This window comes from Streptomyces sp. CA189, assembly GCF_056428985.1.
The window spans coordinates 17581-33791 of record NZ_JBWJVM010000015.1; the positions used below are offsets into that span (position 1 = coordinate 17581).

The following is a 16211-nucleotide window of genomic DNA, read 5'->3' on the forward strand; positions in this document are numbered from 1 at the left end:
GAGCCAGATGGTGATGGCCCGCTCGACGGTGTCGCGCTTCTTGTACCGCTCTTCGTCGAAGCCCGGCGGCTGTCCGCCACGTGACCCTTTGTGGAGGCGGGCGGCTTTGCTGTCGATCTTCTCCGGGATCGTGTGCCGGATGCCCAGTCTGCCCGGTGACCTGGTGTGACGAGCGCTCAGGCAGGAACGGCCGCAACCGTTCCCACTCGGCGTCTGTCACATCTCCCCGCCCCATGTCCACATCAAGGACCTCGGTGCGGAGTAGTCACATGATCGGCCGGACAGGTTCCTGCCGCCTGCCGCCTGCCGCCTGCCGCCTGCCCCCGCCGCCGGCCCGCTACCGCGCGGCCGGACGGTGCGGGAACACCGGCACGCCGGGCGCGGGGCCCAGGGTGGTGGTGCCGGGAGCCGCCCGGTGGCCCAGGCCCGTGCGGTAGGCGTCCAGCGCCGCCTCGGTGCGGCCGGCCCGGCGCAGCAGATCACCCAGGAGCCGGCACAGGTCCGCGAGGTCGCCCGTCGCCCCGCTGCGCTCCAGCAGGGCCAGGGCCTGTACGTAGTGCTCCTCGGCGGATTCGTGCGCCCCGCGCTCCTCGGCCATGAGGCCGAGGAGCCGGTGCGCCCCGCCCGCGTGGACGGCGCCGTGGCTGTCTCCGAGGGCCAGCAGCGCCGAGAGGAGCCCGGCGGCCTCCTCGTACCGGCCGAGCCGGCGCAGTACGTCCGCCAGCTCGACCTCCACCTGGGCGGTGTACAGGGCCGCCCGCCCGGCCGAGAGCATGTCCCGGGCCGTCCGCAGTTCCCGCTCGGCGGAGGCGAGGTCCCCGTTCTGGGCCTGTACGTAGCCGCGCATCCAGTGGCAGTGCGCCAGATCGGTCCGCAGCTGTAGCTGCCCGTAGATAGCCTGGGCCTTGGCCAGGGAGGCGTCGGCGTCGGCCACGCGCCCCTCCGTCAGGAACGTCCGCGCGACCTGCCGGTGCATGCCCGCCACCAGGGCCGGGTCGGTGACCCGGGGGGCCAGCGCCAGGGCGAGTTCGGCGGCGTGCGCGGCCCGGGCGTGGGCGCCCATGTCGATGTACGGCCCGATGACCGCGGCGTAGAGCAGGAGCAGCGCCTCGGGGTCGGCCAGTCCGCTCGTGCCCAGCTCGTCGATGGTCGATTCGAGCAGGTAGCAGGCGTAGCGCAGTTCCCCGGCGAGCAGGTGCGCCACGGCGCGGCCGCGGATCGGGCGGGCGCGGCGGGGGAGCGGCTCGTCGGCCAGCAGCCGTTCGGCGGACTCGAAGTACCCGATGGCGTAAGGGAGTTCGCCCGTCTCCAGGGCGCAATCGCCGAGTCCGAGCAGCGCACCGACCCGCTCGTCGGTGAGCCCGAGGTCCTCCGCTTCCGCGAGCAGGCGCCGGTAGTGGACGGCGGCCTCGCCCGCCGCGCCGGAGGCCAGGATCTGCTGGGCGTCGGTGAGGGCGAGGCGCAGCTCGGTGGCCAGCCCGGCGGGGCGTCCGGTGGCCAGTTCCTCGTAGGAGGTGCCGAGCCGCCCGGCGAGGAAGCGGAGCGCGGCCTCCGAGGGGCGCACCTTGCCCGACTCCAGCGTCGAGATATAGGCCGGGGTGTACGAGGGTTCCGCCAACTTGCGCTGTGTCAGGCCGAGTTCGGTGCGCATGCGCTGAACCCTGCGGCCGATTTCAGCCGGTTCGTCCATGAGATCCCCCTGGTTGCTCGAACTCCCCAGTATTCAGGGGGAGCAGGGCATTGCGCACCCGTCGTGCGCCGCCTAATTTAAGCAACCGATTCAATGCGCTTACGCATCTACTTAACTCCCTTCACCGCAGGAGGACTTCATGCACCACGCCAGACACCCGGCCGCCCGGGCGGTCCTGCGGGCTGCCGTCGCGGCGGCCTGCGCGACCGCCGCGCTGCTCGCCGCCGGGCCCGTCCGCGCGGCCGACGCTCCGGTCGTGCCCCGGCTGGTGGTGGAGATCCCGGGGCCGGAGCGGGGAGGTGACGCCGGATCGGGCCACGCCCGCGTCCCCGCGCACGCCGGCCGGTCGGGCGGGACGGGCGCCCGGCTCTCCGAGGCGGAGCGGGCGGCGGACGGCGAGGTCGTCAAGCTCGTCGACAACGGCCCCACCGGGGACCGGCTGGACGTGGTCTTCATCGGCGACGGGTACACGGCGGCCGAACTGGCGAAGTTCCACACCGACGCCCAGGCGAAATGGGCCGAGGTGACGGCCGTGGAGCCGTACGCCACCTACCGGAACCTCTTCAACGTCTGGACGGTCGACGCCGTCTCCCAGGAGTCCGGCGTCTCCGGCGACCCCGACCGGACCGCCGTCCGCGACACGGCCCTCGGTGCGTACTTCTGGTGCGAGGAGATCGAGCGGCTCCTGTGCATAGACCAGCCGAAGGTCGACGCTTACGTGGCCAAGGCACCCGAAGCCGACCTGGTCGTGGTCCTGGCCAACAGCGCCAAGTACGGCGGCGCCGGCTACAACGAGCCCAGCGCCACCCTCGGCTACGAGGGCATCTCCACCGCCTCGGCGGACAACGCCAAGTCCGGCCAGGTCGCCATCCACGAGACCGGCCACTCGCTCGGCAAACTCGCCGACGAGTACTTCTACCCCGGAGTCCCGGACTACGAGAAGTACGCCGGGCCCGAGCCCGCCGACTCCAACACCTCCAAACTGTCCGCCGACCGGATGGCCCGGCAGCGGGCCAAGTGGCACCGCTGGCTGGGCGAACCCTCCCCGGACGGCGGCACCGTCGGCGCGTACGAGGGCGGCGGCTACTTCGTCACCGGGATCCACCGCCCCACCGACAACTCGCTGATGCGGGTCCTGGGTAAACCCTTCAACCTCCCCGGCGTCGAGGCGATGATCGCCGGCTTCTACCAGCACGCGAGGACCGTCACCCCGCTCACCCCGACGGACCGCACCCTGCGGACCCCGCAGACCGTGAAGGCTGCCGTGCCCCGGCTCACCGGCGGCGACGGCCGCCAGCTCCTGGTCCGCTGGTACCTCGACGGCCGCGAGGTGAAGCGGCTGGCGGGCCGGACCGACGTCACCGTCGCGGAGCTGCGGCTCCCCGACCTCCGCGCCCACACCCTGTCGGTCACCGCCGAGGACCGGACCCCCTCGGTCCGCGACCCGGAGATCGCCCGCACCCTGCGCTCCACCGTCGACTGGAACGTCCGCCGGTAGGGTCCTTCGTTTGGATCATGGCGGCGATGCTGCCAGCCGCCTCCGACAATGCGTGTGCCGGACCCACGTCCAGCTGACGCCAGGCAGCTTCCCAGGCCAGTAGCGGACCAGAGGAAGATGCCTGCGACATGGAGTCCGGCGAGGTAGACGGCCGCAGTCTTCTCGTAGCGGGTGGCGATGCCGCGCCTGCTCAGGTGGTCGCGGATTGCGCGGGAGGACCCGCCTGGCCGCCGGTCAGAACGAACGTAAGGGGACGACAGCGGCCGTCAGCAGCAAGATGGTTCCGGTCCGGAAGCAGCGGCTCGATCCGCGCCCACTGCACATCCGTCAACGACACACCCAGCCCAACGTCCCAATGATCCAAACGAAACTGCCTGGGCCGTCTCTCCCGGATCGTGCCCTGATCACGCCGGCCAGGTCGGACGGACGGGAGACCCGGCCGTTTAATTGACTGGCATACGGTGCGCGGGCCTGCCTAATGTGACGGCGCGACTGCGTCCCCCGATGCGCTCGGCTGCGGCTACTTCCTTCCGAAACCAAGTGACGCCGCGGCCACTTCTGATCTCGGGGCGGCGCGGGCGCCTGCGCCCCGCCCCGTCCCTCCGCCCTGCCGGACGTCTCGGACGGGGCTCCCCACTGCCCTTGGATCCGGGGGGATTCCCTGCCTCGCCATGCCCCGCGCACATCGAAGATCTGGTCCGAGATGCTCGTGGCCCCGAACATCTCCGCCGCGGCGGCCCGTACCGCGCCCGGTCCGTGGTCCCACCATCACCGCACCAGGGCGGACCCGCTCACCTACGAAGGCGGCCCCGGCTTCGTCCGGGAGCCGCGCGAGGAGCTCTTCCTCCTGGCCGTGGGGAACTTCGTCTCCCAGCAGGCCTTCTACGAGAGCGGCGCGGAACGCGACGAGCGGTACACCCGCCTCGTGGGTGAACTCGCCCTCCAGGACCCCGCATGGACGGCCGGCCTGCTGCGCTGGCTCCGAGGCGAAGGAAACATGCGTACGGCCTCCCTGATCGGCGCGGCCGCGTACGTCAGGGCACGGCTCGCCGCAGGGTCCTGCATGGGGCCGACCAACCGGTCCGTCATCGACTCCGTGCTCCAGCGCGCCGACGAGCCCGGTGAGTTGCTCGCCCACTGGACCTCGGCCTACGGGCGGAGCGTCCCACAGCCCGTGAAACGGGGCATCGCCGACGCCGTACGGCGGCTGTACTCCTCCCGCTCCCTGCTGAAGTACGACACCGCCTCCAAGGCCTTCCGCTTCGGCGACGTCCTCAACCTCGTCCATGCCACACCCGACCCGGCCAAGCCCTGGCAGGGCGAGCTGTTCCGGCACGCCCTGGACCGCCGGCACCACCCGGAGCACGCGGCGCCGCCGCCCGGCGACCGGCTGCTCACCGCACACCGGAGCCTGATGGAACTGCCGGCGCACGAGCGGCGGGCCGTGGTCACCGGGCCGGGCGGCGCCGAGCGGCTGGCCGCGGCGGGCATGACCTGGGAGGCCCTGGCGGGCTGGCTTCAGGGTCCGATGGACGCCGCCGTCTGGGAAGCCGTGATCCCCTCGATGGGACCGATGGCGCTGCTGCGCAACCTGCGCAACTTCGACGGGGCCGGGATCTCGGACGAGGCGGCGGCCGGAGTCGCCGCACGGATCTCGGACGCCGAGGAGGTCGCCCGGTCCCGACAGTTCCCCTTCCGCTACCTGGCCGCCCACCGCCACGCACCCTCGGCGCGCTGGTCGGCGCGGCTGGAAGTGGCGCTGAGCCACTCGCTGGCCAACGTACCGGCCCTGACCGGCCGGACCCTGATCCTGGTGGACCGGTCGGGGTCCATGTTCTACGACACCGTCTCGGAGCGGTCCACCCTGACCCGGGCGGACGCCGCGGCCGTTTTCGGCACGGCGCTGGCGATGCGCGCCGAGGACGCGGACCTGGTGGAGTTCGGATGGTCGAGCGCGCAGGTTCCGTTCCGGTCCGGGGAGCCGGTGCTCGAGGTACTCAAACGGTTCAACAACCTCGGGGGCACCGACACCGCCAAGGCGGTACGTGCCCACTACCGGGCCCACGAGAGGGTCCTGATCGTCACCGACGAGCAGACGGGCCCGCACCTGGGGCGCCGCGGTCCGGCGGAACCGGTCCCGGCGGACGTCCCGGTGTACACCTGGAACCTGGCGGGGTACCAGCCCGCCCACGGCCCCGGCGGCCCCAACCGGCACACCTTCGGCGGCCTGACGGACGCCGGGTTCCGCATGATCGGCCTCGTCGAGGCCGGCCGCGCGGCCCGATGGCCATGGACGGCACAGGACTAGGCCGTCGCCTGTGGATCTTGGTTCAGAGGAGTCCGTATCCGTCGAACCTGCGACGGCGCGGGATCCGCGCAGCGATCTTCATCTGGTCGGCAAGGTGATCCGAAGGAAACGGCCTGGCCCTATACGTTGCGCGCCCTTGCGGTGGGTGTACGGCCGTCCTGGGCCTCCTGGGCGTGTTCCGCCGCCATCTGCACCAGCGCCTGCACTGTGGCGACCTCGTAGTCGTCGTTGCTGCCCTTCTCCGACACCATGACGACCGTGGTGCCGACGCGGGCGTACGCCTGGCCCTCCCCCTTCGACAGTTCGTAGGCGGATGACTGGTCGCTGAGGGCAGGCATGGCCAACGGCTTGGATCCGGTCGCCCGCTGCGCCTGTCGGGTGGCGTCGTCGTAGACGCGTTGTGCGTCGGCGGCTGAGGCGCAGGCGACCACCACGAAGGATGCGGACTGGTCGAAGGGGTCGCGGAAGGACGCCTGTCCTCTGCTCAGGACGCCGTTGCACCCGTCTTCCTGTCCGGAGCAGGCGTCGGCACCCTCGCGGAGAGAGGTCTGGGATCGGGTGGTCCAGCCGGTCGGCATGCTGTGCAGGTCGGGCACGACGGCCTTGACCATCGCGGAGTCCTTGAGCACGGTGACCTTCCGTCCGGATCCCGGCGACAGCGCGCCGTCGTCCCCGGTGGCGAGCTGACCGAAACCGTAGATCGCCATCGCCAACACGACGACCGCCACGATGAGACCCACTAACGCGGCCGGTTCGCCCTTGCGGATCTTGGTGACTGCTTGGTTGCCGAGAACGAAGGTGCCGCGGGCCCGGCCGTTGCGGTCGATGTTGATACTGCCTATGACGGTGGGCGCTTCAAGCGGTTTGGGCGGGGCCAGCACGCTCGCCAGATACGCGGCGAACGCCGGATCCTCGGACAACACCGCCGACAGCTTCTCGTGCAGGCGTGCGCGCGCATCGGCGTCGTCCGGTGTCCGCTCGACCGCCGATACGGCCTCTGGCCCTTGGCTGACGCTGCTCAGCCTGCCGCGCACCAGGTCGACGGCCATGCCGCCGACCGCACCGGCGGCCGCGCGTGCCACCGCATCCACCGCCGCAGCCGCAAGATCCACCCCGTTCACCATACCCGCCCGCTCCGGACCTTTGGTTGGCTCAACCATCGCACTACGTACGGGAGTTGGTTCCCCGTCTGCAGTGACGGCAACCCAACTGCAATCCCCGCCCGGGGCGGCACGGACGAGGGCGGCGCGGGAGCCCACCGCTCCCGCGCCGCCCTCGGTCACCTCCGGACCGCGACCCCTAGGCCGGCTCGCCCACGGGGTCGGCGGCCGGGGCCTCGGCCCGCTCGCCGCTCTGCGGCAGCCGGCGCAGCGCGAGGGCCATCGCCGCCGCGGTGTACGCGCACAGCACCGCGACCCCGGCCCACCACGGCAGCGGGAAGTACCCGGCGGAGGGCGCGTAGTGGGCGGTGACCTGCGGATACTCCACCAGGGTCTGCTGGACGGCGAAACCGGCGGCCGGAGTCACCCGGAGCAGCCACTGGGCGAGCCCGTCGCTCAGCAGCGGGACGGTGGCCACGGCGTACGGGACCACGACGGCGAAGACGGCGACCAGGCCCGCGAGCCGGCGGCGCCGCAACACCGCGCCCAGGGCAAGGGCGAGCACGGCGGTGAGGGCGAGCGCCGCGGAGACGCCGATGACCACCCGGGCTCCGGTGAGCGCGGACAGCCCCACGACGGGAACCCCGTTCGACTCCAGGACCGCCGCGCCGACCGGCACCACGATGCCCACGGCGAGCAGCCCGGTCACGAACGTCACGGCCGCCACGACGACGGCCCTCGCCCCGAACACCGCACGGGTGGGCGGAGCGCCGTCCCCCGGCTGCCGGCGGCCGGACCCGCCACCAGCGAACCTTACGGCCACCACCAGCACGATGAGCAGGGCGAGGCTCAGACCGGTCAGCATCCCCTCGACGGGGCGGCCGCCCGTGGTGGCCGTGGGCCCGATGTCACCGCCGCCGGTGACGGTGATCGTGCCGCCTCCCTCCACGGCGCCGGACGCCTTGTGGTACTTCTCCCAGTCGGTGTTGTTCATCTCGCCGATCGTCTCGGCACGCCAACTCCCGCCCGCGGCAGCGCCCTCGAGGCAGATGTGGTCGAAGGAGCCGGCGGCCTGGGTGAAGCGCACCTGTTCCGTGGCTCCGCCCAGACCCACCGGGCGCAGCGTCAGGTTTCCGGGAGAGGTGGCGAAGAGACCGACCTGCGCCGTCTCGGACAGCCCGGGCACCTTCACCGAGGCCACCTTCACCCACCGCTCGCCGTCGGCGGACTCGTAGCCCGTGATGCTGTCGCCCGCCCGGGTCAGCCGCAGCCACAGCGGCGACGCCTCCGAGACCGCGGCGCCGTCGACGGAGCTCCCGGCGATGTCGTGGGCGTAGTCGTACTGCATCCGCACGCCGTGCTCGCCGGTGACCATCAAGGCCGCGTACGAGGACCCCTGGCGGACGCCGTCCTTGATGATGATCCCGGCCTTCGCCCACGGCACCAGGCCCGGGACGATCTGGTCGTGGTGGGGCGGCGGATAGGTGATCGTGCCCGTCATGGACGTCATCCGGACCGTGATGCTGCCCTCGCGCCCCAGGTCCCGGTGCATGAAGGCGAACTGGTCGCTGACCGCGGTGCCGTCCGGACCGGTGGGGTCGGTCGGGCAGGTGCCGGCGCAGGACGCGTGGTTGCCGAAGGCGTAGAGCAGACCGAGGGCGAGGACCATCAGGGCCGCCGCGACCAGGGAGATCAGCCGGCCCGGACGCCGGAAGCGGGTCCACTCCTGCCGGAGGAGTTCGTTGTGTGTGAGCATGCTTCGGTTCTACGCAGCCGCTCGTAACGGGGTCCGAACCGTTGCTGTCATGACGCTGTTAGGTGCCGCGGGGCATGCTGGACGCCATCGGACGGGACGGGGAGAGAAGCCATGGTCAGACTGCGGAGCAGGACCGTCGGACGGCGGTTCACGATTCTCTACGCCACGGTGTTCCTGCTGTCCGGGATCGGGCTGATCGCCCTGATCTACCTGTTCTCCCGCTCCGACTTGGCCCTGTCCGTTCCCGGGCAGCCACCACCGGGCGGACCGGCCGCGGGCGTCGCCCAGCACGTCCTCGACCTCGAACGACAGCTCGCGGACGTGCACGCCCAGCAGTCCCGGCAGCTCCTGTTCGGCTCGCTGATCGCGATCGCGGTGATGGCGGCCGTCTCGCTCCTGCTCGGCCGGATCCTCGCCGGGCATGTCCTCCGCCCGCTGCGCCTGATCACCGCGGCCACCCGGCGGATCTCCGCGGAGAACCTCGACCAGCGGCTCGCCGTGGCCGGGCCCGACGACGAGGTCAAGGAGCTCGCGGACACCGTGGACGGCCTCCTGGCGCGCCTCGAAGCCTCGTTCGCCGCGCAACGCCGGTTCGTGGCCAACGCCTCGCACGAACTGCGCACCCCGCTGGCGACGATCCGGGCTTCGCTCGACGTCGCCGTGGCCAAACCGCAGCCCGCCGCGCAGACCGTCGCGCTCGCCGACCGGCTGCGCACCGAACTCGACAGGGTGGACCGCCTGTTGGAAGGCTTCCTCGTGCTCGCCCGGGCCCAGCACGGCGTCCTTCCCGAACGGGTTCCCGTCTCGCTCGCCGAGCTGGCGGGGGAGGCGCTGGCCGCCCGGGCCGCCGCCATTGCCGAGAAGAACCTGACCGTCGAGAACGGGCCCATGCCGAAGGCGTGGACACGGGGCAGCCCGGCGCTGCTGTCCCGGCTGGTGCAGAACGTGATCGACAACGCGATCGTGCACAACCTGGAGGGCGGCTGGATCCGGATCGCGACGGGGGGCGGCGGTACGGGGGGCGGCGGTACGGAGGACGGCGGTACGGAGGACGGCGGTACGGAGGACGCCTCCACGGTGAAAGGCACCTTCATGAAGAACGGCGCCCTCACGGAGAACGGCGCCACCCGGGACGACGCGCGCGCGGACGACGCCCCGGGGAACGACGCGCCCTGGGCCCGCCTCCTCGTCGAGACCGGCGGGAGCGTCCTCGACCAGGACCAAGTGGACCGGCTGACCCAGCCGTTCGAGCGGCTCGGCGCCGACCGGACCGGATCGCAGGAGAGCTCCGGACTGGGGCTGTCGATCGTCGCCGCGATCGTCTCGGCCCACGGCGGCAGCCTCGACCTCCGCGTCCGGCCGGAGGGCGGACTGACGGTGACGGCCGCGATGCCGGCGGCGGACGGCTCGGACGGCTCGGACGCCTCGGACGGTCCGCACGGGGGGACGCCGTGAGGATCCTGGTCGTCGAGGACGCGCGCTCGCTCGCGGAGGTCGTCGCCGAAGGGCTGCGCGACCAGGGGATGGCCGTCGACCTCGCGTACGACGGGCTCGCCGCCGCCGCCAAGCTCGACGTCAACGCGTACGACGTCGTGGTCCTCGACCGGGACCTGCCCGGCATCCACGGCGACACCCTCTGCCGGATGATCACGGAGCGGGACGACCGCGCGATGGTGCTGATGCTGACCGCGGCCGGATCGCCCGGCGACCGGGTCAGCGGCCTCACCCTGGGCGCCGACGACTACCTCGCCAAACCCTTCCACTTCCCGGAACTGATCCTGCGCATCCGCTCCCTGGCCCGCCGCAGGCCCGCGGCCGGGCCCCGCACGCTGCGCGCCGCCGGAATCGAACTCGACCCGGTCCACCGCACCGCGCTGCGGGACGGCGCCCGGCTGGAGCTCTCCGTCAAGGAGTTCGCCGTCCTGGAAGCGCTGCTGCGGGCCAGCCCGGGCTTCCTGAGCGCCGAGAACCTGCTCGAACAGGTGTGGGACGAGAACGCCGACCCGTTCACCAACACGGTCGCGGTCACCATGGGCCGCCTGCGCCGCAAACTGGGCGCCCCGCAGGTCATCACGACGACCCCCGGCGTGGGCTACCGCATCGCCGCACCATGCCCGGCCGCTCGGGGGGAGTCCGGGCCGGCCGTTCCGGATGCCGCCGACGGGTCCCCGTCGACCGGTACGGATAATAGGCGGCACGTACCGAGCGGAGAGTTGAAGAAGCGATGGCGCTGAACGAAGGCCGGCGGGTGAGGCTGGCGGCGGACATCCGGCTGACCGACTGGGTCGCGATGACGCAGGACCCGTCGGACCCGTCGGGGACCGTAGCCGGTTCGCTGTCCCTGGCGGCGGGTACCGAGGGCACCGTGGTCCGGGTGGTCGAGCACGACCTGCAGACCCCGGAGTCCCGCGAGTACGAGAGGCTCAAGTCGCTCCTCGACGCCTTCGGCGCGGACATGCCGGCGGAGAGCAAGAAGCAGCTGGAAGAGAAGGTCACCGGCCTGGAGCCCGCCTGGACCGCCTACCGGGCGGAGCCGCTCCGGGTGACCGTCCGGGTGCGCTTCGACAACGGGTTCATCCTCGACGACGCGCGCGAAGACGTCTTCGACCCCGCCTGACGGGCCCCCTAGGGGGCCAGGGCCGCGTCCACCGCCGCCTCGGCGTGCAGGCGGGCGGTGGGGAAGAGCGGTACGGGACTGTCCGCGGGGCCGATGAGGAGCTCGATCTCCGTGCACCCCAGGACGACCCCCTCGGCGCCCTGTGCGACGAGGTCCTCGATGACCCGGCGGTACGCCGCACGCGACTCCTCGCTGACGACGCCGAGGCAGAGCTCCTCGTAGATCACCCGGTGTACGAGCGCCCGGCCCTCGGGATCCGGGACGAGGACGTCGAGCCCGCCGGCGGCCAGCCGGCCCCGGTAGAAGTCCTGTTCCATCGTGAACGCGGTGCCCAGCAGCCCCACCCGGCGCAGTCCGGCGCCGCGGACGGCGGCCGCCGTGGTGTCCGCGAGGTGCAGCAGCGGGACGGAGACGGCCGCCTCGACCGGGCCGGCCACCTTGTGCATGGTGTTGGTGCAGATCAGCAGGAGCTCCGCGCCCGCCGCTTCCAGCGACCGGGCGGCAGCGGCCAGTACGTCGCCGGCTTCCTCCCAGCGGCCCTGGACCTGCAACCGCTCGATCTCCGCGAAGTCCACGGAATAGAGCACGCAGCGGGCGGAGTGGAGTCCGCCGAGGCGCTCGCGGGTCCGCTCGTTGAGGATCCGGTAGTACTCCGCCGTCGACTCCCAGCTCATGCCGCCGATCAGCCCGATCGTTTTCATGCCCCCACCATAAGGGAAAGTCTGTATTGCTCATTCATTCATAAGTGGGCCTTTGGGATTCTGTGGGCGGGACCTCCAGCGCGTCGAGCACCCGGTGCAAGGGCCGGCGCAGGGCAACGGCGACAGGCCGGGAGTCCGCGCGGGCATAGGCGGCCAGCCCGTCGCGGGCCGCGGTCACGGCGCCCCGGGGATCGTCTCCCCACAAGGCCTGCTCGACGGCCCGCGCGGTGAGCGAGGCCAGTTCCGGGACCCGGAGCCGAGCCCGGGCGAGGTCGGGAGCGAGGTCCTCCCGGCCGGTGAACGCGGCCACCTCCCCGGCCAGGGTCGCCACGTGGACGGCGAGCCCGTCGGCGGTGGCGACGCGTTCCGCCCGGAGCCGTACGGTGCCGCGCTGACGGCGGCGCAAGGGGTTGAACCGCAGGGCCCGTTCCGCTTCCCGGGCGCGTGCGGCGCCCGCGTGCACCGCTTCGACGTGGGCCTGCACCCGGGTGACGTTGTCGCGCGCGGCGGCCGGGCCGCCGCCCAGCACCGCCGCGGTGCCGGTGAGGGAACGGCTCAGGCGCGCCCCGCAGTCGTCGGAGACGGCCGCCAGGACGCGCTGGGGGTCGGGCGGCCACAGGAGCGGAGCGAGGAGGATGGTGACCGCGGCGCCCGCCGCGGTCTCCCACACCCGGTCCAGTGCGTAGGAATCGGGGGAGGCGTTGGCGAAGACCAGCAGCGAGGAGGCCGCGACCTGGATGTTCAGCCCGCCTCCGGCCCGCAGGACCATGCCGACGCCCAGACCCAGGGCCACCACCAGGGCCAGGGTGAAGGTGGAGGGGCGCCACGCGTTCAGGACGGCGATCCCGATCAGCACGCCCGCCACGACCCCCAGGGTCCGCCGCAGCGAGGTGCCCAGGGCCGTCATCGGATCACCGCGCAAGGCCACCAGGGGGACGATGGCCGCGAACACCGGCGGCTGGTCGGCGCCCAGCCACAGCGCGGCCTGCCAGGCCACGGCCACCGTGACCACGATGCGGGCGGCGGCCGGGCCCTCGGTGCGCAGGAGCTCCCGGGCCCGCCCGGCGCGCGGTGCCGGGCAGCCGGCGAGATCGGTCATCCGTTCCCTTCGGTGCGGCCCCCCGGCCCCCGGCACGACTCAGCCGCGGTGGATCCGGTCGATGCCGTACCACTGCGACACGCAGGCGGAGACCCAGTCCCGCTCGTAGGTCCGGGTGAAGAAGGGCTCGGCGAGGTTGCCGATCCACAGGGGCTGGTAGCCCACGTCCGTGGCACCCCGCTCGGCCTCGGCCCGGATGCGCGCGTCCTGCGCGTCCCAGGCCACGGAGCGGGTGACCGTGGCGGTCGTGAGCCGCTGGAGCTCCGGGACCAGTACGGCCAAGGAGGCCAGGGCCAGGCAGCCCGCCGCAACGGCGCCGGCCAGGAGCGCCGTGCCGGCATTCCGGTGCTCCCGGAGCCGACGCCCGCCCCACGCGCCCAGCAGGGCGCCGTAGCCGCAGAGCCCCAGCACCATCGGCACCAGGTAGCTCGTCCAGGTCCGGGCGTACGTCCACCCGGTCGGCCCGTAGCCGCTGCGCAGGCCCACCACCACCGCGAACGAGCCCAGGACCACCACGGGCACCGGGAGCAGCAGGAGGGCGATCAGGGTTCCGCGCGGCACGGTCCGCCGCGGCTCCCGCTTCCCGGGTACGGGCTCGCACCGGCGGCGCCTGCCGAGGACCATCGCCAGCCCCAGCAGTACGCCGACGGCCGCGGCTCCGAGGTAGGCCGGCCGGCCGGTGACGGAGTCCCACATGCGCAGCCAGTCCCCGGCGGTGGCGCGGAGCTCGCCCGCGGACAGCAGGGACTCCTTGGCCGGCTGCTGCGCCCGGCGCCACCGGGCGCCGGGGGAGGTGTAGAGCACGATCAGGCCGGAGAGCAGGCCCGAGCACCAGACGAGGCACCAGGTGAACGGACGCCAGTTCCGCGCCAGTCCGAGCCGGGGCACGCAGAGGAGCCCGACCATCGCCGCGAGGAGGCCGCTGACGAGCGCGAACGGCTCGCTCAGGGTGCCGATGGCGAAGGCGATGAGGAACGCGGCGACCAGGCCCGCCACCCGGACGGCGGTACGGGGGTGGGAGGCGGTCCGCAGGGCCAGCAGGAGCGCCCACACGCCGATGACGCTCGGCACGGTGTGCGAGATCGTGGCGGGGGCCCACAGCAGGGCCTGATAGCTGCGGGGGCCCGCGAAGTAGACCAGTGCCTGGAGCACCAGGGCGCACGCGGTCAGGACCAGCACCCGGGGCGTGCCGCCGAGGAAGCGGACGAACTCGCGGCCCAGCAGCACCAGTCCCACGGTGAACGCGACGGCTATGACCGCGGGCAGGATCTTGGTCCCGGTCAGTCCGTCGCCGTAGACGATCCCGCTCAGGAAGGCGTTGGTGATCCTGCCGTTCTGCGTCATGTAGAAGTCGGAGGTGATGCCGAAGACTCCCAGGTCGCGGGACTTCCACGCGGCACACCAGTCGTCGGACGTGGGGCGCACGTAGAGACCGAGGAAGCATCCGACGGCGACCAGCGCCCCGGCCGCCGCGACGAGCACCGCCGCGGTCGCCGGGAGGACTCCGCGCAGGAGCGGACGGAGCCGGCCGCCGGTGTCCCTCTCCTTCTCGCTCTCGCCCTGGCCCTCAACTGTGCTCATGTACCTGTCCTTCGCAGCGGAATCCGGCCGGGAGAGGCGGCCGACGTACCCGCCGCCCGCGGTGACGGTGGGGCCCGCGGAAACCCATGATGTGCACGGCCCGCGGCCCCCGGCATCCTGGGTGCGCCAGGACGGGTACGGAGCCACGAGGCCCCTCCGCACTCCCGGGTCACCCGCGCGGCGGGCCTTCCGTGGCAGCCTACGCGGGGCTCTCCCAGGATGGGGAAGCAGGGTCCGCACGTACGCGGGCCCCGCGGAGGGAGCGGCGATGCGCGGTGTCCGGCCCGGCCGTTGGGCGGTCGTCACGGCGGCCTTGGCGAGCGTCGCCGTACCCGTGTGCACCTCGGGCCATCCCACCGCCCGACACCCGGCGCACCACGCGGGGCACCCCACCCGGGACGACGCCGGGGACCCCACCCCGTACGACGCCGGGCACCCCGGGGACCGGGAAGCCGAGCCGCAGGACGGCGGACCGGCGCCGTTCGCCCTGCCCGCGAGCCACCGGGGCCGGGGTCGGGGCGACGCCGAGCCGGGACACGCACACGTGACGGCGCTCGCGGCCCCCACCGCCGGCCTCCTGTCCAACACGACCGCCGCCGAAGGCGTTCCGCCGTCCCTCGCCGCGGACGCGCGCTACGTCCGCGGGAGCCACGTCCTGCGGCTGGCCTCCGGCCGGTGGATGTACCTTCCCGACGCCATGACGGCCTCGGCCGTGGTCGCCCCCGGCCATCCGCCCGCCCAGCGGCAGATCGAACGCAGCCGCGCCTGGCTGGCCTCCGGCCGGGTCCCCGGCACCTCGGGCGAGCAGCGCGCGGCGGCCGAGCGGGCCCTGCTGGCCATGCGGGCCCTGCTCCAGCCCAACGGCGCCGTGGCGGCGGGCTGGAGCCACGGCTGGAAGTACTCCTGGCCGCGCGACTCCAGCTTCGCCTCCGCAGCCTTCGCGCACACCGGCCACGACGCCGAGGCCTACCGGATCCTGCGCTACAGCGCGGCGACCCAGCGCGCGGACGGCACCTGGGAGGCGCGTACGAAGCTCGACGGCTCCGGGCCGCCCGACGGCAGGAGCCCGCAGCTCGACGCCAACGGCTGGGTCCCCTGGGCCACCTGGCAGTGGTACCGGACGGCCCCCGGGGCCACCCGCCGGGCCCGGCTGGCCACCCTCTACCCGATGATCCGCAAGGCGGCCGACCACGCGGCGCGCTCCCTGCGGGCGGACGGACTGCCCCCGGCGTCCCCCGACTACTGGGAGCTGGCGACGGCCACCGCGAACATCGGCACGGCCGCACCGCTGCTCGCCGGGCTCAACGCCTCCGCCGACCTGGCCCGGGAGGCGAACCGGCCGCAGGACGCGGCCCGCTGGGCCAACGCCGCGCGGAGGCTGTCCGCCGGGATCTCCGCGAGCTTCCTCCCGCTGGGGTACCAGCGCACCGTGGACGGACACCACGGGCACGACAGCGCGGTGGCCTTCATGGCGCCCCCCTTCAACGCGGCCCCCGCCGGTCTGGCCGGGGCGCTGGACACCACGTACCGGGAACTGCTCCTGCCCAACGGCGGGCTGACCCCCGGGAACGATCCCGGGGCGCGGTGGGGCGCGTACGCCTGGACGCCCAGTACGACCTTCTTCGCGCTCGCATGGGCCGGCACGGGGCAGCCCGAGAAGGCCGGACGGGTCCTGGACTGGGTCCTCTCCAAGCGGAACGCGCTCGGTGAACTGCCGGAGAAGGTGGACGGGGCGGGTCGGCCCTACTCGGTCGCCCCCCTCGCGTGGACGGGATCCCTCACCGTCCTGGCCCTCGTGGCACTCGACGGCACGGTGCTCCCGACCCCGCCCCTGCGCCCGTAGCGGGCGGGAGGGACAGCG

The 16211-nt window shown here is 73.2% G+C and carries 12 protein-coding genes; 6 read left to right on the forward strand and 6 right to left on the reverse strand.

Translation table 11 applies throughout. The annotated features are described in order from the left end of the window. Nucleotides 1–337: 337 nt before the first annotated feature. Entirely contained in the window at nucleotides 338–1690 is a 1353-nt protein-coding gene (locus AC061S_RS14795) for a tetratricopeptide repeat protein (protein ID WP_478686392.1), read from the reverse strand. A gap of 139 nt (nucleotides 1691–1829) precedes the next feature. On the opposite strand from AC061S_RS14795, the gene AC061S_RS14800 reads away from it, so the two are divergent. After that, nucleotides 1830–3188, forward strand: a complete 1359-nt coding sequence (locus AC061S_RS14800; protein WP_478686393.1) for a M64 family metallopeptidase — start codon at nucleotides 1830–1832, stop codon at nucleotides 3186–3188. A gap of 703 nt (nucleotides 3189–3891) precedes the next feature. After that, the gene (locus AC061S_RS14805) at nucleotides 3892–5496 is read left to right on the forward strand and encodes a TROVE domain-containing protein (protein ID WP_478686394.1); all 1605 of its coding nucleotides are present in this window, start codon (nucleotides 3892–3894) and stop codon (nucleotides 5494–5496) included. Between the two features lie 119 nt (nucleotides 5497–5615). Here the strand turns inward: AC061S_RS14805 and AC061S_RS14810 are convergent, their stop codons facing one another. Beyond that, nucleotides 5616–6608: a hypothetical protein gene (locus AC061S_RS14810; protein ID WP_478686395.1), complete on the reverse strand. Its 993-nt coding sequence runs from the start codon at nucleotides 6606–6608 to the stop codon at nucleotides 5616–5618. A 187-nt stretch (nucleotides 6609–6795) separates the two neighbouring features. Continuing rightward, entirely contained in the window at nucleotides 6796–8352 is a 1557-nt protein-coding gene (locus AC061S_RS14815) for a DUF1349 domain-containing protein (RefSeq protein WP_478686396.1), read from the reverse strand. 111 nt (nucleotides 8353–8463) lie between these two features. On the opposite strand from AC061S_RS14815, the gene AC061S_RS14820 reads away from it, so the two are divergent. From AC061S_RS14820 to AC061S_RS14830, 3 genes are read left to right on the forward strand one after another with little or no spacing between them, the layout of a single operon-like run. Next, nucleotides 8464–9807: a sensor histidine kinase gene (locus tag AC061S_RS14820; RefSeq protein WP_478686397.1), complete on the forward strand. Its 1344-nt coding sequence runs from the start codon at nucleotides 8464–8466 to the stop codon at nucleotides 9805–9807. Next, nucleotides 9804–10586: a response regulator transcription factor gene (locus AC061S_RS14825; RefSeq protein ID WP_478686398.1), complete on the forward strand. Its 783-nt coding sequence runs from the start codon at nucleotides 9804–9806 to the stop codon at nucleotides 10584–10586. Before AC061S_RS14820 ends, AC061S_RS14825 begins: the two co-directional genes overlap by 4 nt. Next, on the forward strand, nucleotides 10577–10969 hold the full coding sequence (locus AC061S_RS14830; RefSeq protein WP_478686399.1) for a hypothetical protein: 393 nt from the start codon (nucleotides 10577–10579) through the stop codon (nucleotides 10967–10969). Before AC061S_RS14825 ends, AC061S_RS14830 begins: the two co-directional genes overlap by 10 nt. An 8-nt stretch (nucleotides 10970–10977) precedes the next feature. Here the strand turns inward: AC061S_RS14830 and AC061S_RS14835 are convergent, their stop codons facing one another. Genes AC061S_RS14835 through AC061S_RS14845 form a run of 3 tightly spaced genes read right to left on the reverse strand, consistent with a single transcriptional unit; the run spans nucleotide 10978 to nucleotide 14350 of the window. Then, nucleotides 10978–11670: an aspartate/glutamate racemase family protein gene (locus AC061S_RS14835; protein WP_478686400.1), complete on the reverse strand. Its 693-nt coding sequence runs from the start codon at nucleotides 11668–11670 to the stop codon at nucleotides 10978–10980. A 34-nt stretch (nucleotides 11671–11704) separates the two neighbouring features. Next, entirely contained in the window at nucleotides 11705–12769 is a 1065-nt protein-coding gene (locus AC061S_RS14840) for an FUSC family protein (RefSeq protein WP_478686401.1), read from the reverse strand. Between the two features lie 39 nt (nucleotides 12770–12808). Then, nucleotides 12809–14350 carry a DUF6056 family protein gene (locus AC061S_RS14845; protein WP_478686402.1) on the reverse strand — a complete coding sequence of 514 codons (1542 nt, stop codon included), beginning with the start codon at nucleotides 14348–14350 and terminating at the stop codon, nucleotides 12809–12811. A 268-nt stretch (nucleotides 14351–14618) separates the two neighbouring features. On the opposite strand from AC061S_RS14845, the gene AC061S_RS14850 reads away from it, so the two are divergent. After that, on the forward strand, nucleotides 14619–16193 hold the full coding sequence (locus AC061S_RS14850) for a glycoside hydrolase family 15 protein (RefSeq protein WP_478686403.1): 1575 nt from the start codon (nucleotides 14619–14621) through the stop codon (nucleotides 16191–16193). Nucleotides 16194–16211 lie beyond the last annotated feature (18 nt).

What these genes read in the sequence shown, in the direction of transcription:
- AC061S_RS14795 (WP_478686392.1), bottom strand. Translation starts at nt 1,690, where the DNA reads ATGGACGAACCGGCTGAAATCGGCCGCAGGGTTCAGCGCATGCGCACC.
- AC061S_RS14800 (WP_478686393.1), top strand. Translation starts at nt 1,830, where the DNA reads ATGCACCACGCCAGACACCCGGCCGCCCGGGCGGTCCTGCGGGCTGCC.
- AC061S_RS14805 (WP_478686394.1), top strand. Translation starts at nt 3,892, where the DNA reads ATGCTCGTGGCCCCGAACATCTCCGCCGCGGCGGCCCGTACCGCGCCC.
- AC061S_RS14815 (WP_478686396.1), bottom strand. Translation starts at nt 8,352, where the DNA reads ATGCTCACACACAACGAACTCCTCCGGCAGGAGTGGACCCGCTTCCGG.
- AC061S_RS14820 (WP_478686397.1), top strand. Translation starts at nt 8,464, where the DNA reads ATGGTCAGACTGCGGAGCAGGACCGTCGGACGGCGGTTCACGATTCTC.
- AC061S_RS14830 (WP_478686399.1), top strand. Translation starts at nt 10,577, where the DNA reads ATGGCGCTGAACGAAGGCCGGCGGGTGAGGCTGGCGGCGGACATCCGG.
- AC061S_RS14835 (WP_478686400.1), bottom strand. Translation starts at nt 11,670, where the DNA reads ATGAAAACGATCGGGCTGATCGGCGGCATGAGCTGGGAGTCGACGGCG.
- AC061S_RS14840 (WP_478686401.1), bottom strand. Translation starts at nt 12,769, where the DNA reads ATGACCGATCTCGCCGGCTGCCCGGCACCGCGCGCCGGGCGGGCCCGG.
- AC061S_RS14845 (WP_478686402.1), bottom strand. Translation starts at nt 14,350, where the DNA reads ATGAGCACAGTTGAGGGCCAGGGCGAGAGCGAGAAGGAGAGGGACACC.
- AC061S_RS14850 (WP_478686403.1), top strand. Translation starts at nt 14,619, where the DNA reads ATGCGCGGTGTCCGGCCCGGCCGTTGGGCGGTCGTCACGGCGGCCTTG.